The sequence below is a fragment of the Serratia sp. D1N4 genome (assembly GCF_054552755.1).
The window spans coordinates 2,359,304-2,379,726 of record NZ_CM137274.1 but is presented as its reverse complement, the minus strand read 5'-3'; the positions used below and the strand labels follow the sequence as shown (position 1 = coordinate 2,379,726).

Genomic DNA, 20,423 nt, shown 5'->3' with positions numbered 1-20,423 from the left:
TTTATGGATAAGGAGTTAATCATGATTGAACATGCAACCTCACGCCCGGTGGCACTGATCAGCGGTGCGGCCAGCGGTATCGGCCTAGCCTTAGCGCTGGAGTTCGCCCGCTGTGGCGTGCGCGTCGCCGCAGGCTATTTCCCTCAGGATCCGCATGATTATCGGCAAGCCGCCGCTCAGGTCGCAGCCATTGGCGGTGAGGCGCTGTGGTTAGAGCTGGATGTCACCTCAACCCCGTCGGTGAATGCTTTCACCCAGCGCGCAGCCGAACACTTTGGTTGCATCGATTACGCCGTGGCCAACGCCGGTTTACTGCGCCGATCGCCGATCGGCGAGATGAGCGATGATCAATGGAATGAAATGCTCAATGTGGATTTAAGCGGCGTGATGCGGCTGTTCCGCGCCGCGTCCAACCATATGCCAGGGGCCGGCAGCATGGTGGCGATCTCTTCGATCGCCGGGGGCGTCTATGGCTGGCAGGATCATGCCCACTACGCCGCCGCCAAAGCTGGGGTTCCCGGCATCTGCCGCTCCATGGCGGTTGAACTGGCACCACGCGGCATTCGCTGTAATGCGGTGATCCCCGGCCTGATCGAAACCCCGCAATCGCTGGACAAGCAGAACTCACTGGGCCCGGAGGGGTTAGCCAAAGCCGCACGCAGCATTCCGTTAGGGCGAGTCGGGCGGCCTGAAGAAGTGGCCAGACTGATCCGTTTTCTTTGCAGCGAGGATGCCTCTTACATTACCGGCCAGAGCCTGATTATCGACGGCGGGTTGACCGTCCGCTGGCCTGATTAACCGTGATGAGGGAGCCAAAAATGTTACTGCAACATCGTCGAACGCTGATCACCGGCGCAGCCAGCGGCATTGGTGCCGCCATTGCCCGCCTGTTTGCTGCCGAAGGCAGCGCTTTGGTGCTCAGCGACCATAACGCCAGCGGGCTGGAGGCCATGGTCAGCCACTGCCGCTCGCTGGGCGCAACCTGCTATGGGGTAGTCGCTGACGTTGGCGACCCTGCCGGTGCCCAGCGCGGCGTGGATGAATGTGTACATCTGCTGGGTGGCATCGATATTCTGGTGAATAATGCCGGTATGCTGACACAGGCGCGCTGCACCGAACTGACGCTGGAAATGTGGGATGAGATGATGGCGGTTGACCTGCGCAGCGTCTTTATCGCAGCACAATGCGCCTTACCTTACATGCTGCAACAACGCTGGGGGCGCATCATTAATATTGCCTCGCAGCTGGGGATCAAAGGCGGTGCCGAGCTTTGCCACTACGCAGCGGCCAAAGCGGGCGTGATCGGCTTTACCAAATCACTGGCGCTGGAAGTCGCCAGCCACAACGTGCTGGTGAACGCCATTGCCCCAGGGCCGATCGAGACGCCGCTGGTCGTCGGGATCAGCAGCGCCTGGAAGGCTGCCAAAGCCGCTGAACTGCCGCTCGGCCGCTTTGGCGATGCCGACGAGATCGCCCCCACGGCGTTGCTGCTGGCCAGTGAACCGGGCGGCAACCTGTACGTGGGCCAGACGCTGGGCCCGAACTCCGGTGATGTCATGCCCTAACCTGAGGAGCACAGATGATGTGCGGACTTTGTGGATTATTAAATGATGCGCCGCAGTGGAGCGATCCGCTACAGCAACAGTCCCTGCCAGTGCGCCAGCTACGGCTGCAACAGCTCGCAGTGTTAAACCGTGCCCTGGCACCGTTCAGATTGAAACTGAGTGACGTGCACGGCAGCGCATGGCTGCTGGCGAGCCCTACCGGTCAGCAACAGGTGATCACCCGCCTGGAGCAACTGTGGGTTGAGGCAGAACGCTTGCTGAAGCATCCGATCGATCCTCTGGACCCGGCCTATCTCGCCGCCCTGAAACTTGCGGAGGCACCATGACCCAAGACGGTAAATTGCCAGTACACGTTCTGAGCGGCTTTCTCGGCAGCGGCAAAACCACGCTGCTGAAGCGTTTACTGGCCGGGCCGGACTTGCACGATGTGGCGCTGCTGGTTAATGAGTTCGGCGAAGTGGGTATCGATCACCTGCTGCTGAACGAAGTGGCGCCCGATATTGTCCTGCTGCCGGGGGGCTGCCTGTGCTGCGCCATTCGCGGTGAGCTGAAGCAGGCCCTGCTGGATTTGTATGAGCGCCGCCAACGCGGCCAGCTTCCGCCGTTCAGCAAGGTGATTCTGGAAACCACCGGGCTGGCAGATCCGGCCCCTATTCTCGCCACCCTGCTACACGATCGACAGCTTCAGCACCACTTTTCTCAGGGGATGCTGGTCACGCTGGTCGATAGCGAACATGGTTGGCAGCAGGCAGAACAGCAGCCGGAATGGTTAGCACAGGTCACCGCGGCTGACTGGCTGCTGCTGAGTAAAACCGATCGCGTTCCGCCGGAGGAATTGCCCGCGCTGCGGGATTATCTGCAACGGTTGAATCCGCTGGCGCAGATCGCCTATAGCCGGGAACTGGCCGATGGCGATCTCAGCCTGTTCGCTACCCCATTTAATCCGCAGGCTCCGCAACGCTTCCGGCGCTGGCTGGGGGAAATAGCGTTGCCGATGAAGGCACCCGCCACCCACGCGGAACATCCGGCCACCACCACCTGCGTTATCACGTTTGACCAGCAGATTAACTGGTCAGCTTTCGCCGTCTGGCTCTCCATGCTGCTGCATTGCCATGGCCAGTCTATACTGCGCATCAAAGGGCTGTTAAACGTGGCCGAAAGCGCCACCCCGGTGGTGATCCACGGGGTGCAACACAGCCTGCATCCCCCGATTCATCTTTCGGCCTGGCCAGAAATGCGGCGACAATCGCAATTAGTGTTTATCATGCGTGGTATTACCGCTTCATGCCTGCAAAATGCCTTTAGCCATTTTCTGCAACCTTACACGACAGAAACCACCGCTGCCGGAGCAAGAACGCCATGAAATCAAGCGCTACCGCTGTAAACCCGATCACCCTGCGAGTCTTGGGCACCTCGGTCACTCTGCTGGAGCTTCTGCGCCAGCGTGCAGAGCAAGACCTGGGGTTGCGTATCGAATACCAGATCTGCGATGTGCAGGATGCACAGCGTATTGCCGTGATGCACCCTGAGCGTTACGATCTTTACGATCAGTGGTTTCACAACGTGGATTTCGTCTGGCCAGCACAGGCGATTCAGCCGTTGGATATCAAACGGCTGAGCTATTGGGATGAGATTAACGATCTGCCCAAGTTTGGCACGCTGTTCCCCGGCGGCAGATTGGGCGACGGCAGCGTACCGGTAGAACGCCTGTATGTTCAGCACGATCACAGCCTGAGCAGTCAACCCACCGACCACATCAGTATGTTGCCGTTGACGCATAACGCCGACAGTTTTGCCTACCATACCGCGCGTTTACCCCAGGTCTTACACGATCAGGAAGAGAGCTGGAGCTGGCTGTTGCACCCCGGCTTTAGCGGGCAAGTGGCTCTGCAAAACGATGCTGCCATGGGGGGATTGGATGCGGCACTGGCGGCGCAAGGGGCCGGGCTAATGCGCTTTGCCAACGTCGGTAATCTGAATCTGGAAGAGATTGATCACTTGACCAACGAGCTCTCAGCTCTGCAACGCCAAGGGCATTTTGCCGCGTTCTGGGCCAGCCAGGATGAAGCCTATAGATTGATCGACGATCCACGCGTCAGCATTCAGAGCCTGTGGGCACCCACCTATTTCCGCCATCATTACCAACAGAAGGGTTATAAATTGGCTACCCCGCGCGAGGGTTACCGTGCCTGGTATGGCGGGCTGTCTTTATCTCGCTGCGCCAGCGGTAAAACGCTGGATGCCGCCTATGCCTACCTCAACTGGTGGCAATCCGGCTGGCCAGGCGCCATGATGGCAAAACAGGGCTACTATATTTCCAACCCACAGCGCAGCCGCCCTTACCTGTCGCCAGCCGAATGGGACTACTGGTATGCGGGGAAAGCCGCCAGCGAAGATCTGCCGGATGCCTATGGCAACCCGCTGATCCCACAAGGTGAAACCCGCGATGGTGGCAGCTATGAGCAGCGGATGAGCCATATCGCGGTTTGGAACTCCGTGATGGACGAACATAATTATCTGGTGCGCCGCTGGCACGATTTTCTGCGGGCCTAAGGCGATTTATGGCTACCGCACCAGCAGGTTAGCCATATTAATTGCCTCGATAAGCTGCTGGCGATTCACGCGTGGCGAATTGCTGTCTAACAGGCGCTGCCACAGACCGATCGCCCGCAGGTAATCCGCCTGCATAAAGGCATCCGCTGCCAGCAGCATCAAGGCTGAGACTTCGTCTTTATCCATCTGCAAGGCTTGTTCTATATAACCCGCCGCCTGCGGCGTAAGATGCTGTCCGGCCTGATAATAGAGCACCGTCGCCAAGGCAGAATACAGCTCTGCATTGCTGCCCCGCAGCGCCAACGCCTGCTGATAGGCTTGGAGCGCTGCGTCAAAATGATCGGTGTAGAGATAGTATTCGCCCAACTCGGCCCACAGCACGCTGTCCTGCGGAGTCTGACGAAGTTTTTGCCGTAGCCGCATCAGCCTGTTATCGGCCTGCTGTGCCAGGGTTAAATTCTGCGCCTGCTGCTGGGCCAGTAGGCTCGCCGGGCGGCCGCTAGCCAGATAGAGGCCAGCCGCGATCGTCAGTACCAAGCCGATAAATAGCAGATGAAAACGGCGCGGCGTCATGGCTTGCTCCTGCTGCGCCACAGCACCAGAGCGACCAGCACCAACATCAGCGGCGGTAGCCCCCACAGGATCAGGGTTGAACTCTCTAACGCCGGTTGATAGCGCACAAAATTGCCGTAGCGCGCGGTCATGAAATTCATGACTTCGCTTTCCGTTTTGCCCTGCTCCGTCATGGCAAAAACCTCATGACGCATAGCCACCGCCGCCGGAGCATTGGACTCCAGCAGGTTCTGATTCTGGCACTGCGGGCAGCGTATTTTGGCCGCCACCGACAGGGCGTGCTCCTGCACTGAGGGCGAGGAAAATGCCCAAGTATCCACCACCTGCGCCCGCAACGGCCATGCCAGCCCGCACCACAGCAGCACAATGGCTAATCTGCGCATGGTTTTCTCCTTTGCCAACCGGCGGACAGCACGCCAATCATCATCAGTGCGCCGCCCCACCAGATCCAGCGGATACCGGTCTGCACATAAAACCGCATGGCGTAGCGATTTTCGCCACTCTTTTCACCCATCACCACGTACCAGTCATGCAGCAGGTTCCAATCGATACCCGGTTCAAACATCTGTTGCCGACGCGCGGTGTAAAAGCGCCGCTCCGGCCTGAGCTGCGTCACCACCTTCCCTTGCTGTGAAACGTCAATCACCGCCTGCTCGCTGGTGAAGTTGCCCTGCGCCTGAAGTTCGATCGAACGGAATGAAAATTCATAGCCCGCCAGCGTCACGCTTTCCCCAACGGCCACATTCAGACTGACCTCATGCCGTTGTAGCGATGAACACAAGATCCCCAAAGCAACCAACAGCACGCCGGAGTGCGCAATCCACTGCGGAAGCTGGCGGCGGAACCCGCCAAAGCACATCAAAACCAGCGCCAGTAAGCCAAAAGGCAGCAGAACCAAATTGAAGTAAGGTGCCCCCACCGAGATCTGCCCCCAGCCCAGCAGCCGGTACAGCATCGGGTAAAGCGTGCCAATCAGTACGATCAGCGCTGCCGAACTGAGCAGCAGCAAGGCTGCTAACAGCACAGGCTGAGCGGGCGGCGCAGGTTGCTCACCACGGTTGGCGCGCAGGGCGTAAATCAAAAAAGAAGCCCCGCTCAGGAAGGCAAACAGCACGAATAATGGTAATGCACGCTGTTCGTCCAGCGCGAAGGCATGTACCGAGAGCAGCACGCCGGAGCGCACGATCAGGGTGCCCAGCAGGCTGAGCACAAAGGTCCCAAGCGTTAACAACAGCGACCAGTGCCGCAGCCCGCCGGTGCGCTGGCTAGCGGCTAAGCTGTGCAGCAATGCCGTTGCGGTCAACCAGGGCAGTAAAGAGGCATTCTCGACCGGATCCCAGAACCACCAGCCGCCCCAGCCCAATTCACTGTAGGCCCACCAGGACCCCAGGATGATCCCGGCGGTGAGAAAGCACCATGCTGGAGCAGCCCAACGCTGGCATAGCCCGGCAATCTGGGCGCTGAACTCCCCATTGAGTAACGCGGCCAGCATCAAAGCGCTACAAACGGCAAAACCGGCATAGCCGAGATACAGCAGAGGGGGATGCAGAATCAGCCCGATATGTTGCAGCATCGGGTTCAAATCACGCCCTTCAACCGCCGGGGGGAAAACCCGAACAAAAGGATCGGAGAAAAGCAGAATGAAGATCAGAAAACAACCGACGATCAGCGCCAGAATAGCCAGCGTGATGGAAGCCGTTGCTTCTTCTGGTTTACTGCGCAGGGCAAAAGCGGCGGCCCAGCCGGACAGGCACAGCAGCCAAAGCAACAATGATCCTTCATGGCCGCCCCACAATGCCCCGGCTTTAAGCAAGCCCGAGAGTTGGCGGTGCCCGTGCTGGGCAACATACAGCACAGAAAAATCATCGCGTAAAAACAGCAGCAGCAGGATAACAAATGCCAGCGCAACCAGTGCAAATATCGCCAAGATCCAGCTACGGACCGGCAACAGCGGTAACCGGTGACGCGCAAGCAGCGTCACGCCAGACATCAGCAATGACGCCGTACACGCCAGCAACAGTGCACCAAACCCCAATTCGGGTAACCACAACAGCACGCTTACCGCCTTATTTCGCTGCTAGTGTCATTCAGGCTACCGTCATTTGCCCGGCATACAGAATGAAATAGCGCAACAGCAACACCCCGCACAGGCTGCTACCGCTGATCAGCAGGATATGAACATGTGCCTTGCCCCAGCCCAACGCCTTTAACAATAGCGGGAGGAACAGCCCGACACCCACCACGCCCAGCCAGAACCACCAGGACCAGAACCCACCGCCCAGCGCCGCCGACAGCGCGCGTAACTTGCCGTCATCCCCCAGCCACAGGCCGATAAAGAAGGCGGCCAGCAGGAAAATTTCCAGCCAGACCACCGGCGTTTCTACCCGGTGCAGAAAATGCATTTCTTTGCTGTGCAGATCGCCTTTGGGGCCGAACACAAAGGCTAACAGCGCCACCGCGATCCCAGAGGAAACGCCCGAGAACAGGAACAGCGCCGGTAACAGCGGGTTATTGAGCATCGGGTAAGATTTCAACGCAGACAGCAGGAACCCGGTATAGGCCCCCAGCAGCACCGCCAGCAGCATCATCAGCGTTTCAATCGGGCGCAGAAACGGCAGGAGCCGTGCCAGCAGCGTGGGGATCAGCGTCAGCTTCGGCAGCCAGCGCTGCTGTAGCGCAGCGACTTCGTCACGGAAAATCAACGCCAGCCAGACCACCAGCACCAACGTATACACCTGAAACAGCATCACCCCCATCGACATCACCGAGGTGAAGCTGTAATGAAACATCAGCTTCCAGAAGGTCCACGGGCGCGTCAGATGGAAAATCAGGATCGCCAGCCCCAGCACGATCGAACTGGGGGCAATAAACAGCGTGGTGCGCATGATGCGGCTGTGGGAGGTGCCTTCTGCCGGATGATAGCGGCGCAGCAAAATGCTCAGGGTCACCAGCCCAGCAGAGATCCCAATCAGAAACAGGTAAATCGCGATCGGCCAATCCCAGACTAGAGAGTCAAAATGAAACGCAGAGGTCATTGACTTATCTCCCCATATTTAAAAGGTACGCGATACACTTTGGGCCGGGTACCCAGCGCAATTTTGTAGCGGTAAGTCGTGGTCTGCCTCAGCAGGCGCGAGATATCACTGCCTGGATCGTCGAGATTGCCAAAGGTCAGCGCCTGAGTCGGGCAGGACAGCACGCAAGCGGGCTGCTTGCCCTGGCTGAGGTTGGTTTTGCGGCAAAAATCGCACTTATCTGCCGTTTTGCTGATCGGGTGAATAAATCGCACCCGATACGGGCAGGCGGCAATGCAGTACTGGCAACCGACGCAAAGATCGGGGTTAACGTCAACAATCCCGCTGCCCGCATCGCGGAATGAAGCGCCAGTTGGGCAGACATCCACGCAGGGTGCATCATCGCAATGCTGGCAGGAGTGGCGGAAAAACCGGTACTTCACCTCGGGGAAACTGCCGATCGGCTCGCTGCGGGTGATGGTCAGGCGCGAAACGCCCTCGGGCACCTGATTGACTTCCCGGCAGGCATCCATACAGGCGGTGCAACCGATACAGCGCGACTCGTCATGCACCATGCCATAGCGCACGCCATTCAGGTTCATGGTGCGCGCCAGCACCTTTTCGGCAGCCACCGAGGTCACCGCCAAAACGCCGATACCGGTTATAAAACGGCGACGTGAGCAGCTCATGGCTGCTCCTTACCCAGCCGCACGGCTGCTGGATTAAACGCCGGATCATCCTGTTGCTGACGGTGGCAATCCACGCAGATCTGTATCCGCCCTTTATCACTCAGCCCCTGCATTTTATCCTGCTGAGGATGAAGCTGATGGCAACTGGCGCAGGTGACTTTGGCCAGGTGAACATCGTGCGGCCAGAAGGCTTTTTGCAACGCCTCTGGCAGATGGCAAGACATACAGACGCTATTTTGCGCTTCCACGCCATACATCGGCTCGTTGAAGCGCATAACATCTTTCACCCCTTCACGGTGCAGCGGTGAAGGGTTACCGTGGCAGTTGGTACAGGTGACCGGCAACTGGTTATTCGGGTTGATCGCACCTTCATGTTTGCCATGCATCGCACTTTGCTGCGGCTTATGGCAGCGCAAACAGGCATCATCGGGGTTACGCTGCAACCCCACGTCAGCAGTTTTCTGTTGCACCGCGGGGCTATCAGTCTGAGCTGATACCGGTAACACTGTCAGCCAAAGGCTGCAGGCCAGCACCCCGGTAGTTAATAACGAACGCAGTACGCTCATATTCACTCCATGTCTTTACGCCCCGCGCACGGGGCGGAGGGGTTATTGGCTTAGCCGCCCGGCTTTGCGCGCCTGCTCATCCCACTGCGGTGCCACCGTCTTGAGGAATTCCTGCTTTTCCGCATTGAGCTGTGGCATATCCATGCCCAAGGCTAACTGCGCCTTTTGCTTGGTGGAGATATCCGGCAACGGGATTTCGTGGCTGATACCTTTGGTGGCCAGCAAACGCACAAGCTTGGTGCGCGCCTGAGCGGCCTGATCGAGCGCAGTGCCCAACACCCGCAGCGCAACGTCCGGCGCATGCATTTGGATACCGTGCGATGCAATCGCATAATCCCAGCGCCACTGCGCATGGCGGATATCCATCAGGATCGGTTTCATCTCTGCTTCTGTTGCACCGGCATCCCACGCGGCTTTCGCCTCAAAATGTGCGCGCACCAGTTGGTCTTCCACCTTCAGCTTGATCTCGGTGATATCTTGCTTACGCTTGGCCACGATCCCTTGCAGGCTGGCTTTATCCTGCGTATGGCAGGTAACACAGGTTTTTTCGAAGTTATCGAACGGGTTGCCAATCTTATGATCGGTATAGATTTTGCCTTGGGCGTTTTGCACTTTCGGCATGTGGCAATCGATACAGGTCACGTTGTTCTGGCCGTGAATGCCTGCACGCCAGGTTTCATATTCTGGATGCTGAGCTTTGATCATCGGCGCTTTGGACAGTGGATTGGTCCAGTCTGAGAAAGCGATATTGTCGTAATAAACTTCCATATCATCGACGGTGGTCCCTTTATCCCAAGGGAATTTCACCGCTTTATCTTTGCCATCAAAATAGTATTCAACGTGGCACTGCCCGCACACCATAGCTTGCTGATCGAGCCGCCCTGCTTTATCAAAGGGTTTACCGATCGCCTCCATCGCCCTGGCCGCATAAGGGCGGGAAAGCGTCAACGCCGGTTTACCCTCGGCGAACTCCGCTGAGGCGGTGTTATGACAATCCGCACAGCCGAGATTGTTGACAATTTCCGGGCCGCCGCGCGCCCATTTGCCATGGAAGTAGCCCTCTTCCCCCTGTTCGGTGATCATTCTGGCGACGTCTGGGCTTTTACAGCTCCAGCAGGCCATCGGCAATGGCCCATCCTCGGCGTTTTTTGGCGCGCCGGTGCGCAGCGTTTCACGCACATCCGTCAGCGCATAGGAGTGACCGCGCGGTTTTTTGTAGTCTTTAGCAAAAGGATATCCGGCCCACAGGATCACCAGGCGCGGGTCTTCTGCCAACGCATCAGTCTGTTCAGACTGCTCTGATGTTGCTTTCCATGATTGGTATTGATCGGGGTGAGGCGTAGCGAACTTTTCGTTTTTGGCTTCGATCTTCTGTGGTGCTGCGGTATTGGTTGCGTCGGCTTGTAGCGAAAACGAGACGAAACCGGCCCAGATCCCTGTCAGAAAGAGTGCCAATATATTGCTTACCTTGGTCATAAGCATCCCATCCATTTAGCCTGCTTGGTAGCAGCGGCTTATTAGTTATTTGATCCACGAAGGACATATCATCGGTATTGCACGCTCGCTAGGGATAACATAGACCACACAAAAATTGTTGTCTTTAATCAAGTTAAGAGGGGCTAATTCGCAACTTCGATTGATTTTTGCGAAGTGACGCAAAACGGCTGAACGTGCTTGTAAATCAAATACCTAATAAGAGTTAGATAATGAATTGTACGCGGCTGAGAGGTTTTTGTTAACGTTGCGTTCTGAGGATTGGCTTGTGATTATCGGGTTCTGGCTAGTGGCTATTTCCGCCTGAGTTTGCAGCAATGCGAACACAGCTTAACCACCCATGCTAAAACCGAGAAAATATTCTTGACCGGATCACCGTCACTCCCTATAGTAGCGCCCCGTTGCACTGAGTAACGCGCAACGAAACGGTGAGGTGTCTGAGTGGCTGAAGGAGCACGCCTGGAAAGTGTGTATACGCGTAAGTGTATCGAGGGTTCGAACCCCTCTCTCACCGCCATATTAGAAGAGAAAGCCTGAATTCACGTTCAGGCTTTTTTGCTTTTATATTCCCCGAAAGAGAGGGGTGAGAACCCTCGACAGGGTTCGACAAAATGGCCTGCCATTTTGGACGGCCACAGGCCGCCCGAAGGGTGAGCGTAGCGAATCAAGCCCTCTCTCACCGCCAAATTTAAAGAGAAAGCCTGAATTCACGTTCAGGCTTTTTTGCTTTTATATTCCCCAGAAAGATAGGGGTGAGAACCCTCGACAGGGTTCGACAAAATGGCCTGCCATTTTGGACGGCCGCAGGCCGCCCGAAGGGTGAGCGCAGCGAATCAAGCCCGACCTCAACGTCAAATTTAAAGAAAAAGCCTGAGCGAAAGTTCAGGCTTTTTTGCTTTTATACTCCCCAAACGCTTATGCAGCACAGGCATTGACCTATATCCCCCACAAGACTGATTACTCAATCTGAGCGTCGGTTAAGTAACCAAGATGCAAATACCCCAGATAACGCGCAGTCAGCAAATGTCGGTCAGTCTTTAAAAAGTTGCTGTTGCCCAATATGCAGCTATCATCTTCCCTTTAATCCCTTACTGCCTCTGACAGGATGTCTGCCACTATGCCCGTGAATTTTGATCTCAACGATCTTTATGCCTTCCGAGCGCTGGTTGAATACGGTAATTTTCGGCTTGCTGCGGAGTCCATTTGCCTTTCACAGTCAGCATTGAGCCGCAGGATAGAGAAGCTGGAATCTGCGCTGGACACTAAGTTGTTCGACAGAACCACGCGGCGCGTCACGCTGACACTTTATGGGCAGACCTTTGCCGAGCGTTCAGATCAGCTACTGGCGAATGTCGAGTTGGTATTAGCGGATATCAATAAGGTCAGTCAGGATCGCATGGGGCTGGTAACCGTCGCCACGGTGCCTTCGGCGGCGTACTATTTTATGCCCGACGTGATCCGCCGTTTCCAGGCCCGCTATCCACGGATACGCGTCAAGCTTATCGATAGCAGTGCAGGTAACGTTATTGAAGCGGTTGCCAGTGGTCAGGCAGACTTCGGCATCTGTTTTGCGAGAAGCCTGCAACCCAATATCGAATTTCTGCCGTTGGTGGAGGATGTCTACGTGGCGGCCTGCAGGCGCGATCATCCCATCGCCAGTAAAAAAAGCCTGACCTGGCGCGAATTTTATCAGCAGGATTATGTGGAGCTGGATAAGACGTCCGGTAACCGCAATCTGCTCGACCAGATGCTGGAACACATCATTCCTGAGCGCCCCAGCCTCTGCGAAACCCGCCATGTGACGACCATGTTGGGCATGGTTGAAGCGGGAGTCGGCATTGCCGCCGTACCCGCGATGTCGATGCCGACGTCAGAGCATTCGGTGCTGACTCACCTGCCGCTGACCGACCCGGTGATGAAGCGAACGGTTGGCCTGATCAAGCGCAGAGGACGTATGCAGTCCTACGTTGCCGCCGAGTTGGAAAAGTTGATCACTGAACAGTATCACGCTGTTTAATTGGTTGTTCAGCTTGCACGGATCTCATCCCAGTTGCGCGAATGGTGTTTTGCGCCTCTACGGAAGACAGGAAATCCAGTAACGCTTTGCCTTCCTGGCGGTGTTCCGCTTTGGCGGTGACTGCGCCAGCAAAGCGGGTAATGTACTGCACATCGTCAGGCAGTTCGCCAACAAAGGTTACGCCTGGCACAGGAAGCAGTTCACTCACTTGCTGGAAACCTACCGCATATTTCCCTTTCGCCACCTCGGATGCCACCGGAATACGCTCAATCATGTGCGTTTTCTCCTTCACCTGGTCTTCGATACCCAGTTTTTTGAACAACTCACCGCTGACATAGCGGCCGCTGGCACTGTCCGAATAGGCAATGGATTTGGCATGGAGCAGAGTGTTGCGTAGATCGGCATCCTTTTTGATATTGGGTTTAGGGTCGCCTTGTTTGACCACCATACCAATCGGCGAGTCGGCCAGTTCCACACGCGACCCTGGCTGGATCCAGTTATCCTTGTCCAAATTTTTCAGCGCATCCCCCACCATAATCACCACATCAGCCTTTTCTCCACGTGCTAGGCGCGTTGGAATTGCCTCGGGCGTTTTACCCATAGAAGGGCCTGAGACCAAAATGATGTTGTCGCCGCTCTTTGCTTCAAATTGCGGAGCCAGTTTTTCCAGTGCGGCTTTAAAGCCGCCTGAAATCATGACGGTCACGTCTTTGGCCAGCACGCCCGTGCTGACAGAGGAAAGCACCAGTGTGGCGAGGAGTGAACGATAAATTTTTTTCATGGCGTAATCCCTGATTTAACATGCGGTTTGTGGTGACAACGCGCTGCGACGGTACAGATAAAACGTCGCCAGTAATGCGCACATCGCAGCAAAACTCATCCAGTAGCCGGGTGAGGCCTTATCGCCGGTGTACTCGATCAGTGCGGTAGAAATAACCGGCGTAAATCCGCCAAAGACAGCAGTCGCCAGGCTGTAGGCCAGCGAGAAACCGGCAACCCGAACCTCCGGCGGCATGATCTCCGTTAACGCCGGGATCATGGCACCGTTGTAGAGGCCGTAGAGGAAGGACAGCCACAACAATACCGTCAGCATCATGGAAAAACTGGGGGCTTCAGCAAGCAGGCCAAGTGCTGGATAGGCAGTGCTCAACGCCAGCAACGCCATGGTAACCAAGACCGGCTTACGGCCAAAACGGTCTGACAAGGCACCGCCTACCGGCAGCCAAAGGAAGTTAGATATCGCTACCAGCAAGGTCACCAGCAGGCTGTCAGAGGCGCTGAGCATCAGCACTTTTTTACCGAAGGTCGGTGCATATACGGTGATCAGATAAAACGCGGTAGTGGTCATGGCGACCATCAACATACCGGCGATAACCACCTGCCAGTTAGCCAAGAGGGTTTTAAACACGTCACGCATCGCCGGATGGTTGCGGCGGGCTGTGAACTCTTGGGTCTCTTCCAGTTTGCGGCGCAGAAAAAAGATGAAAGGCACGATCAGGCAGCCGAACAGGAAGGGCAGACGCCAGCCCCACTCGCGAATGGCGCTTTCTTCCATGACGGCATTCAGTGCGAAGCCCATGGCCGCTGCCACCATAATGGCCACTTGCTGGCTGCCCGATTGCCAACTGGTGTAAAAGCCTTTACGGCCTGGCGTGGCAATTTCAGCCAGATACACGGAAACGCCGCCCAGTTCAGCACCCGCCGAGAAGCCTTGCAATAAACGACCACCCAGCACCAACAGCGGCGCCCAGAGCCCGATTGCTTGATAGGAAGGGATGAGGACAATCAGGAAAGTGCCTGCGGCCATGATCGACAGCGTAACAATCAGCCCTTTACGTCTGCCAACTTTATCAATATATGCGCCCAGCACAACTGCGCCGATAGGACGCATCAGAAAGCCTGCGCCAAAGACCGCGAAGGTCATCATCAGCGAGGCAAACTCACTGCTGGCCGGAAAGAATGTATGGGCGATGTAGGTGGCGTAAAATCCGAACAGGAAAAAATCAAATTGCTCCAGAAAGTTGCCAGAGGTCACACGCAGTATCGCGCTGGTTCTTGCCCGAGTCGTCATGGGGGCGTTAGGTGAATGCATCTTTATCTCCAGTTTGTCATTGACGCTTTTACTGCGTCTGTTGCTGCAGACTGGAGCAGGACAATGAAGTAAATAAGCGCAATAAACTCATGGACCGATGCGTTTGACGCATGAATTATTGTTAACAATTGGATGCAATAAGCTGTAACGGGCCATTAACAAGCTTACCTTGTGCGTTACAGGCTAAAAACTTCATGCGAGTTTTGTGACAGGGTTCATATAAGGTGATGAGGCAGTTAATTTGACACTTTTGATGAGGCCATAAAAAGCTTATTGAATGTCTCAGGGCGTGAGGCAGACGCTGAAACATATACACACTACCCTGCCTTTTTGCCGTTTAAGCCGCAGAAATGCTTAATAAAATACTGGCTAAAAGAGAAAGACCTATCCTGAATCGCTGTTTACAACAGCACCCTCAACAGGTTTTTTTGCTCATGCAATATCACACTCCGCGATTCGCGCAGCCAACGCGCCCAATAAAACCAGGTCGATCAACAGTGCGATAGCGAAGTCTGGCGATGCATGAGATTGGATCAGCAATATCACCGCCAACGTCGTGGCTATACTCGCCAACAAAGCAGCAGCGGTGCCGACACTGATGTTGGCCAGCGGCTGCAACAACGCTGTCGTTATCTGGCTAGCACTGCCCAACCCAATGCCACCAATGACGATTCCCGGCAGCATAGCAAGCCAATCATTACGACCGATCAGTATCAACAGCAGCAATCCCACAGCAGAAAGCACCAGACTCTTCCATAACGCGGCCAGGGTTCTCTGTTTCTCCTCCGCCAACGTACGCATCAACGCGACTCCGCTGGCAAAGGCTAACAACAATGCCAGCAACAGCGTGATGATGGCCTCCGGCCTTCCCCACCAAACGTTAAACAACACAACGCCTACCGATATCAACACGCTAAACACGATGCTCCGAGCGATCGCCCCCGGTTGCCCAACCGCGCCTGCGGCGCTCCTTTCTTCTGGTGATCTCATAACGACTCCTAGCACTGAAGCGGATTGATGAAAAAATCTCACCTCATTAATCGAATGTGATCACACTACCCTAGGTATATACTCATGAAAAATTCATAGTTTTCACCCTTAGATGAAAATAACTCAGCCATGAAAAAAGCACACCTACCACCGTTAGGCACTTTGCGCGCCTTTCATGCTGTTGCCAGCTATAGCAGTTTTAAGCGGGCCAGCGAGGAACTCAGCGTCAGCGCAACGGCGATTAGCCATCAGATAAAATTGCTGGAGTCGATACTGGAATGTCAGGTCTGCGAACGCAGTGCACGAGGGGTTAGCCTGACCGAGGCTGGCGAGATTTTATATGCTGGCACGCAGCGCGCCTTTGCGGCTCTGGAGCAAGCCGCCGAGAGAATTAAGCTCTCACGCCAGCCCCCTACTCTGACGCTTACCACCACCTCCAATTTTCTTACTAATTGGCTGGTGCCGCGCTTGGCCGATTTCAAGGCAGCATTTCCGGCCATCGACCTGCGTTTGCATACCAGCGTAGAACGAGTTGATTTAACGCAGCACAACGTAGATGCCGGTATTCGCTATCGGGAAACGCCGGAGCAAACATTACACTCGACCTTACTGTACGAGGATCGTTTTATCGTGGTAGCCAGCCCGGCATTGACGCTGACGACAATCGACGATTTGCGTGCGCTCACGTTGCTTCATGTTGAAAACCGGCTCGTACCTGCGAACGCCCCGAGCTGGAAAAACTGGCAACGGAGCTATGGGCCACAGAATCTGAATGTTGTCTCGGGGCTGACTTTCAGCGATGAAATGCATGCGCTGCAAGCGGCGATGGCAGGACAAGGTGTGGTTATCGCCAGCCGGTTACTGGTACGAGACCTGTTACAACGCGGCGTGCTACGTGCACCGTTCGAGATGTCATTGCCCGGTGCCAACTATTACCTGGTCACCACGGAGGAAACTGCACAGCGCCCCGATATCATCACGCTGCGCGATTGGCTGTTAAGGAAAATAACGCCAAGCTAATAAACATAACAGGGGTACGTTGGACAGATTTTATGGTAAGTCCGTAGAAAATGAGAAGGAGTTAATATGCGACAAGTGACTATTGTTGCTTATGATGAGCAGTGGCCTGGCCTATTTGAGGCTGAAAGCTCACTGTTACAGATAACACTTGGCAAGGTGATTTCGCGGATTCACCATGTTGGCAGCACGTCGGTACCTGAGTTGGCAGCAAAACCAGTCATAGACATATTGCTGGAGGTTGTTAGTCTGAATGAATTGGATAATTTAAACGTTGAAATGGCACGAGTTGGATATAATGCACGTGGTGAAAATGGTATTTCAAATCGCAGGTATTTCACCAAGGGCGGGGATCAACGTAGTCACCAAGTTCATGCTTTCGTCGTCGGTGATACGCAAATCGTAAAACATCTGGCATTTCGTGATTATCTGATAAAAAACAAGAAAGCAGCAGAACTGTATGCCGAGATAAAACGTGCAGCGGTGCTGGCAAGTGAAAACGATATTCATCGTTATAGCGCTTTTAAAGCAGACTTCATTGAGCATCATCTTCGGCTAGCGCTCATGGATCTAGAATGATAGAAAAAACTTTCCGCCCGGATGTTATGGTTAATCGCTTTAAGCCCTGACCTGCATTGGGTAGTTAAAGATAGCTTGTTGTCAGTCATGAATTCATTGCGACAGACTGCTTTCACTTTGGACCGTTATCGCTCGAAACTGCCTTGACAAGATGTTCGGGTAGTTATGAGCGAAGTGCGCAAGTTAGATTGCCGGAATCTTTCTAAAAAAGAATGGTCCGGGATATCTATGGAGTAATCTGCTTCAGACTGGCTTTTCTCTTGTATCTCTGGCAGAGCAAAGTCAGGCAGAATAACGGTTTTGGTTTACAGTAACAGTAACAGTAGTTGCAGTGTTTTTTTTCGATTAGTATGGTTCACGTGATACATGTTTAATAGCGCTTCACGACTCATGGTGAGCGATTGAGAAAGTAGATGCTGGCGAAGGTAAAAAATGGAGGTGTGATGTTTACCCCGGAATTTATAAATGAAGAACGCGGTGAGTTTATCCTTATAGCCAACCACAGCCTGGAATCCGCAGAATCTATACAATTCAGTATTGAATATAATCTTGCCAGAATATCCTACGGGCAATCCCAGCTTCCACCGCACATTCGAAGCTGTCGGGTCGTCTATGACATCAGAGGACAATCAATCCCTGACGCAGTCTTAGCCCAAATCAACCAAGCGCTTGAACTGGTAGCTATTGTGGAGTTTAAACGCTGATGGGACTCCAGTTAATTGTAAAAGCTGATCGTAAGAAGATTGAAAAAGCTTTAGGGTCACTTACGTTAGAATGTGAGATTTTCCCGATTGCAGAAGGCCTATTTGGTATTTCAATACCTGAGAAAAGTATCTCATCCGTGGGTGAAGATATTGTTTTACATAAACTTGAACAACTAAAGTATTTTGACCTTTGGCAGGGATCCTGGCAAAAATCCAAACGACGTTGGTTCTGGTGAAGTTCAACTCAGAGCGAGGAGCGGACATTCTCAATGTTTAGGACCTTATCAAGGCTATGTTTGTTGCTCAAATAGAAGCAGGTCATGATAATCTTGATGCAGCATTACAGGCCTGTTGGTTGTTTATCTACTTCAGGTGATAATGTTGAGGTTGCATGATTATCTCTTTGACATTAGATAGTATTGCGGTACTATTTTATTAGATAATAGTTTATTTATCTTCTTCATAATCTTTTCAAATGACAAAATCGAATGGACTACTATGCGAAATATAAATTCAATTTTGATGAGACTTGCCAAGAGGGCAGAGAAACTTCAGCCAGACCATCTGATCAGATCCTTTGTTGATGTCGGACCCACATATACCTTATTGTCCAGTAACGACAATCAGATAATGTTTGGTAGAAGAGGTACGGGAAAAACGCATTTCTTAGCTGTTCTTTGTAACAACATTCAACAAAATGGAATCATTTGCGCTCCTATAGATATGAGGTTGATAGGTTCTACTGGAGGGATTTTTTCTGACCCAAATATATCATTAAGTGAAAGGGCCACCAGATTACTTTCTGACACGTTGTGTACTATCCATGAAACGATCCTAGAGTATATTTTTGAAAAAGATCTTGTAAACACGACTGAAATAGCACAATTACTTAATGATTTTATTGATAAGGCAACCTCATTAAATATCGAAGGTACCTCAGAGGAAGAAAGAGGTTCGGCAAACCATAGTTCCACGAATTCTTCGTTAGGTATTGGGGTAACTAATAACAGCATATCTGCCAACTTTACACGTTCAGATAAAATATCATTAGATAATACTGAGAGATCAAAAACATCAGGAAAGAAAACATTAAGGATTCACTTTGGAGAAATCACCAAGCTACTTAGTAATATAGTTTCAAAATTACCTAGAAAGGAATTGTGGGTGTTAATTGATGAGTGGTCTGAGGTTCCAATGGACCTCCAACCTTATCTTGCAGAGCTTCTACGTAGAATTCTATATCCTATCTCTGGTATCACAGTAAAAATAGCCGCAATAGCTCATCGATGTAATTTTTTGCTAAATGATCAAGATACTGGCGTTCGTGTGGGGATTGAGCTTGGTTCTGACGCATCTTCCGTTATTAACTTAGATGAGTATATGGTTTTTGATAATGATCGCGATGCTGCTAAGACTTTTTTCAAAAACCTTCTTCATAAACATGCCCAGGCAATAGATAAAAATTCAATATGTGACGTTGAGGCAAGTTTATTTATCAATGATGTTTTTACTCAACCATCAGCATTTGATGAGTATGTCCGCGCTGTGGAAGGAGTCCCACGTGATGCTATAAATATCATTTCACTTGCTGCACAATCGGCTATGGAAAATAAAATTTCAATTGTACATGTCCGGAAGTCTGCGCAGAAATGGTTTCAAGTAAATAAACATACCGCCCTAAATAGCAAACCTGAAGCCGTCGTATTACTTGATAAAATAATAAATGAAGTCATTGGCCATAGGAAAACAAGAGGCTTCTTAATAAGTAATGAAAACCATAACACACTGATTGATTATCTTTATGACATGCGCGTTATTCACGTATTAAAACAAGGTGTTTCGGCTCGAAATGCAATAGGAAAAAAACATACGCTTTACACTCTTGATTATGGCTGTTATGTAGAGCTTATGTCATCAAGTTCTGCTCCTTTAGGCTTAATAATTGAATCAGATGAAAATGATGAATTAAAGTACATTGAAATACCAAAGTCAGACTATAGGTCAGTAAAAAATTCAATTTTAGATTTCGAAAATATTCATCAATTAAGGTTAAATTTGGTGACGTCAAGTGAGGATCTGCAGCTTCCTATTAATAATGGGAAACATAAAAGTGTAGAAAAGCCTATTGATAGTAGAATAATAAATTCAATCCCAAAAAATATTGGCTCATTAAAAATAGCTGGAACAATTTACATCCCTATAATCATGGTGGCATTGGCATTAAGAAAGGCAAGAGGTTTCGAGAGAAGTCATGCTGTGGAGTTGACGAAAATAATAAATGATCATATTGTTATTGATGTGAATAGACCCAAAATAGCAACTAACAATATGTCAAGAGAACTTAGAAAGGATAATATCCTGGACCTTCCATGGTTAGAGTTCCACGAAAATGGTAGGAATCCGCAATTCGCTTTGCGTTCTAGCTGGAAAGATTATTGGTATCAGTATTTTGGAGAAAAAGCCCCAGCGTTTTGATAAAGAAAGTGGCATTTACAAAAAGAAGTTAATGCCACTATATAATCGTTAATAAAGTAGAAGGCTACCAATCGTTTTTAAAGTATAGTTAAGCC

Annotated in this window: 21 protein-coding genes, 1 tRNA gene and 1 other RNA gene; 13 read left to right on the top strand and 10 right to left on the bottom strand. The window is 52.5% G+C overall.

Features of this window, described 5'->3' with window-relative positions:
* The first annotated feature begins 21 nt into the window (after positions 1-21).
* From ACX1CU_RS10310 to ACX1CU_RS10290, 5 genes are read left to right on the top strand one after another with little or no spacing between them, the layout of a single operon-like run.
* Complete coding sequence (locus ACX1CU_RS10310) at positions 22-798, top strand: SDR family NAD(P)-dependent oxidoreductase (protein WP_459402459.1); 777 nt, start codon at positions 22-24, stop codon at positions 796-798.
* A 20-nt stretch (positions 799-818) separates the two neighbouring features.
* Positions 819-1,565 carry an SDR family NAD(P)-dependent oxidoreductase gene (locus ACX1CU_RS10305; protein WP_459402458.1) on the top strand — a complete coding sequence of 249 codons (747 nt, stop codon included), beginning with the start codon at positions 819-821 and terminating at the stop codon, positions 1,563-1,565.
* Positions 1,566-1,579: 14 nt separating this feature from the next.
* Positions 1,580-1,891, top strand: a complete 312-nt coding sequence (locus ACX1CU_RS10300) for a hypothetical protein (protein WP_459402457.1) — start codon at positions 1,580-1,582, stop codon at positions 1,889-1,891.
* Entirely contained in the window at positions 1,888-2,928 is a 1,041-nt protein-coding gene (locus ACX1CU_RS10295) for a CobW family GTP-binding protein (protein ID WP_459402456.1), read from the top strand. The genes ACX1CU_RS10300 and ACX1CU_RS10295 overlap by 4 nt, the downstream gene beginning before the upstream one ends.
* Positions 2,925-4,118 (top strand): ABC transporter substrate-binding protein, encoded by a 1,194-nt coding sequence (locus ACX1CU_RS10290; RefSeq protein WP_459402455.1) that lies wholly within the window; start codon positions 2,925-2,927, stop codon positions 4,116-4,118. The genes ACX1CU_RS10295 and ACX1CU_RS10290 overlap by 4 nt, the downstream gene beginning before the upstream one ends.
* Before the next feature lie 12 nt (positions 4,119-4,130).
* On the opposite strand, the gene ACX1CU_RS10285 is transcribed toward ACX1CU_RS10290, so the two are convergent.
* From ACX1CU_RS10285 to nrfA, 7 genes are read right to left on the bottom strand one after another with little or no spacing between them, the layout of a single operon-like run.
* Positions 4,131-4,691 carry a TPR domain-containing protein gene (locus tag ACX1CU_RS10285; protein WP_459402454.1) on the bottom strand — a complete coding sequence of 187 codons (561 nt, stop codon included), beginning with the start codon at positions 4,689-4,691 and terminating at the stop codon, positions 4,131-4,133.
* Positions 4,688-5,074: a heme lyase NrfEFG subunit NrfF gene (gene nrfF, locus ACX1CU_RS10280; protein ID WP_459402453.1), complete on the bottom strand. Its 387-nt coding sequence runs from the start codon at positions 5,072-5,074 to the stop codon at positions 4,688-4,690. The genes ACX1CU_RS10285 and nrfF overlap by 4 nt, the downstream gene beginning before the upstream one ends.
* Entirely contained in the window at positions 5,062-6,747 is a 1,686-nt protein-coding gene (gene nrfE / locus ACX1CU_RS10275) for a heme lyase NrfEFG subunit NrfE (protein WP_459402452.1), read from the bottom strand. Before nrfE ends, nrfF begins: the two co-directional genes overlap by 13 nt.
* Before the next feature lie 31 nt (positions 6,748-6,778).
* On the bottom strand, positions 6,779-7,726 hold the full coding sequence (gene nrfD, locus ACX1CU_RS10270; protein WP_459402451.1) for a cytochrome c nitrite reductase subunit NrfD: 948 nt from the start codon (positions 7,724-7,726) through the stop codon (positions 6,779-6,781).
* Positions 7,723-8,394 (bottom strand): cytochrome c nitrite reductase Fe-S protein, encoded by a 672-nt coding sequence (gene nrfC, locus ACX1CU_RS10265; protein WP_459402450.1) that lies wholly within the window; start codon positions 8,392-8,394, stop codon positions 7,723-7,725. Before nrfC ends, nrfD begins: the two co-directional genes overlap by 4 nt.
* On the bottom strand, positions 8,391-8,960 hold the full coding sequence (nrfB, locus tag ACX1CU_RS10260) for a cytochrome c nitrite reductase pentaheme subunit (RefSeq protein WP_459402449.1): 570 nt from the start codon (positions 8,958-8,960) through the stop codon (positions 8,391-8,393). Before nrfB ends, nrfC begins: the two co-directional genes overlap by 4 nt.
* Positions 8,961-9,002: 42 nt before the next feature.
* Positions 9,003-10,436: an ammonia-forming nitrite reductase cytochrome c552 subunit gene (gene nrfA / locus ACX1CU_RS10255; protein WP_459402448.1), complete on the bottom strand. Its 1,434-nt coding sequence runs from the start codon at positions 10,434-10,436 to the stop codon at positions 9,003-9,005.
* A gap of 445 nt (positions 10,437-10,881) precedes the next feature.
* Here nrfA and ACX1CU_RS10250 point away from each other — a divergent pair.
* The 3 genes from ACX1CU_RS10250 to psrA all read left to right on the top strand — a co-directional run bounded on the left by ACX1CU_RS10250 (position 10,882) and on the right by psrA (position 12,471).
* Positions 10,882-10,971 (top strand) — tRNA-Ser (locus tag ACX1CU_RS10250).
* A 45-nt stretch (positions 10,972-11,016) separates the two neighbouring features.
* Positions 11,017-11,139, top strand: a non-coding RNA gene (locus tag ACX1CU_RS10245) — RtT sRNA.
* 432 nt (positions 11,140-11,571) lie between these two features.
* Positions 11,572-12,471 carry an L-proline-binding transcription factor PsrA gene (psrA, locus tag ACX1CU_RS10240; protein WP_459402447.1) on the top strand — a complete coding sequence of 300 codons (900 nt, stop codon included), beginning with the start codon at positions 11,572-11,574 and terminating at the stop codon, positions 12,469-12,471.
* On the opposite strand, the gene ACX1CU_RS10235 is transcribed toward psrA, so the two are convergent.
* The 3 genes from ACX1CU_RS10235 to ACX1CU_RS10225 form a co-directional block, all read right to left on the bottom strand.
* A complete protein-coding gene (locus ACX1CU_RS10235) occupies positions 12,446-13,252 on the bottom strand; it encodes a substrate-binding domain-containing protein (RefSeq protein ID WP_459402446.1) in 807 nt (268 codons plus the stop codon). The two genes, psrA and ACX1CU_RS10235, sit on opposite strands and share 26 nt — an antisense overlap.
* A 15-nt stretch (positions 13,253-13,267) precedes the next feature.
* Positions 13,268-14,563, bottom strand: coding sequence for a tricarballylate/proton symporter TcuC (tcuC, locus tag ACX1CU_RS10230; protein WP_459402445.1), 1,296 nt, complete (start codon positions 14,561-14,563; stop codon positions 13,268-13,270).
* 432 nt (positions 14,564-14,995) lie between these two features.
* On the bottom strand, positions 14,996-15,553 hold the full coding sequence (locus ACX1CU_RS10225) for a hypothetical protein (protein WP_459402444.1): 558 nt from the start codon (positions 15,551-15,553) through the stop codon (positions 14,996-14,998).
* 129 nt (positions 15,554-15,682) lie between these two features.
* On the opposite strand from ACX1CU_RS10225, the gene ACX1CU_RS10220 reads away from it, so the two are divergent.
* From ACX1CU_RS10220 to ACX1CU_RS10200, 5 genes are all read left to right on the top strand, one after another.
* Positions 15,683-16,573, top strand: coding sequence for a LysR substrate-binding domain-containing protein (locus ACX1CU_RS10220; protein ID WP_459402443.1), 891 nt, complete (start codon positions 15,683-15,685; stop codon positions 16,571-16,573).
* A 66-nt stretch (positions 16,574-16,639) separates the two neighbouring features.
* Positions 16,640-17,149, top strand: coding sequence for a GrpB family protein (locus ACX1CU_RS10215; protein ID WP_459402442.1), 510 nt, complete (start codon positions 16,640-16,642; stop codon positions 17,147-17,149).
* Positions 17,150-17,562: 413 nt separating this feature from the next.
* Entirely contained in the window at positions 17,563-17,853 is a 291-nt protein-coding gene (locus ACX1CU_RS10210; RefSeq protein ID WP_459402441.1) for a hypothetical protein, read from the top strand.
* On the top strand, positions 17,853-18,089 hold the full coding sequence (locus ACX1CU_RS10205) for a hypothetical protein (protein WP_459402440.1): 237 nt from the start codon (positions 17,853-17,855) through the stop codon (positions 18,087-18,089). Before ACX1CU_RS10210 ends, ACX1CU_RS10205 begins: the two co-directional genes overlap by 1 nt.
* Positions 18,090-18,351: 262 nt before the next feature.
* Positions 18,352-20,328, top strand: coding sequence for an ORC-CDC6 family AAA ATPase (locus ACX1CU_RS10200; RefSeq protein WP_459402439.1), 1,977 nt, complete (start codon positions 18,352-18,354; stop codon positions 20,326-20,328).
* Positions 20,329-20,423 lie beyond the last annotated feature (95 nt).

Bases quoted from the DNA above. Each gene is read 5' to 3' on its own strand.
- ACX1CU_RS10295 (WP_459402456.1), top strand. From the start codon at position 1,888: ATGACCCAAGACGGTAAATTGCCAGTACACGTTCTGAGCGGCTTTCTC.
- nrfA (WP_459402448.1), bottom strand. From the start codon at position 10,436: ATGACCAAGGTAAGCAATATATTGGCACTCTTTCTGACAGGGATCTGG.
- ACX1CU_RS10235 (WP_459402446.1), bottom strand. From the start codon at position 13,252: ATGAAAAAAATTTATCGTTCACTCCTCGCCACACTGGTGCTTTCCTCT.
- ACX1CU_RS10205 (WP_459402440.1), top strand. From the start codon at position 17,853: ATGGGACTCCAGTTAATTGTAAAAGCTGATCGTAAGAAGATTGAAAAA.
- ACX1CU_RS10300 (WP_459402457.1), top strand. From the start codon at position 1,580: ATGATGTGCGGACTTTGTGGATTATTAAATGATGCGCCGCAGTGGAGC.
- nrfD (WP_459402451.1), bottom strand. From the start codon at position 7,726: ATGACCTCTGCGTTTCATTTTGACTCTCTAGTCTGGGATTGGCCGATC.
- ACX1CU_RS10215 (WP_459402442.1), top strand. From the start codon at position 16,640: ATGCGACAAGTGACTATTGTTGCTTATGATGAGCAGTGGCCTGGCCTA.
- nrfB (WP_459402449.1), bottom strand. From the start codon at position 8,960: ATGAGCGTACTGCGTTCGTTATTAACTACCGGGGTGCTGGCCTGCAGC.
- ACX1CU_RS10310 (WP_459402459.1), top strand. From the start codon at position 22: ATGATTGAACATGCAACCTCACGCCCGGTGGCACTGATCAGCGGTGCG.
- psrA (WP_459402447.1), top strand. From the start codon at position 11,572: ATGCCCGTGAATTTTGATCTCAACGATCTTTATGCCTTCCGAGCGCTG.
- nrfC (WP_459402450.1), bottom strand. From the start codon at position 8,394: ATGAGCTGCTCACGTCGCCGTTTTATAACCGGTATCGGCGTTTTGGCG.
- ACX1CU_RS10290 (WP_459402455.1), top strand. From the start codon at position 2,925: ATGAAATCAAGCGCTACCGCTGTAAACCCGATCACCCTGCGAGTCTTG.
- ACX1CU_RS10210 (WP_459402441.1), top strand. From the start codon at position 17,563: ATGCTGGCGAAGGTAAAAAATGGAGGTGTGATGTTTACCCCGGAATTT.
- nrfF (WP_459402453.1), bottom strand. From the start codon at position 5,074: ATGCGCAGATTAGCCATTGTGCTGCTGTGGTGCGGGCTGGCATGGCCG.
- ACX1CU_RS10200 (WP_459402439.1), top strand. From the start codon at position 18,352: ATGCGAAATATAAATTCAATTTTGATGAGACTTGCCAAGAGGGCAGAG.
- ACX1CU_RS10285 (WP_459402454.1), bottom strand. From the start codon at position 4,691: ATGACGCCGCGCCGTTTTCATCTGCTATTTATCGGCTTGGTACTGACG.
- ACX1CU_RS10305 (WP_459402458.1), top strand. From the start codon at position 819: ATGTTACTGCAACATCGTCGAACGCTGATCACCGGCGCAGCCAGCGGC.
- ACX1CU_RS10225 (WP_459402444.1), bottom strand. From the start codon at position 15,553: ATGAGATCACCAGAAGAAAGGAGCGCCGCAGGCGCGGTTGGGCAACCG.
- tcuC (WP_459402445.1), bottom strand. From the start codon at position 14,563: ATGCATTCACCTAACGCCCCCATGACGACTCGGGCAAGAACCAGCGCG.
- ACX1CU_RS10220 (WP_459402443.1), top strand. From the start codon at position 15,683: ATGAAAAAAGCACACCTACCACCGTTAGGCACTTTGCGCGCCTTTCAT.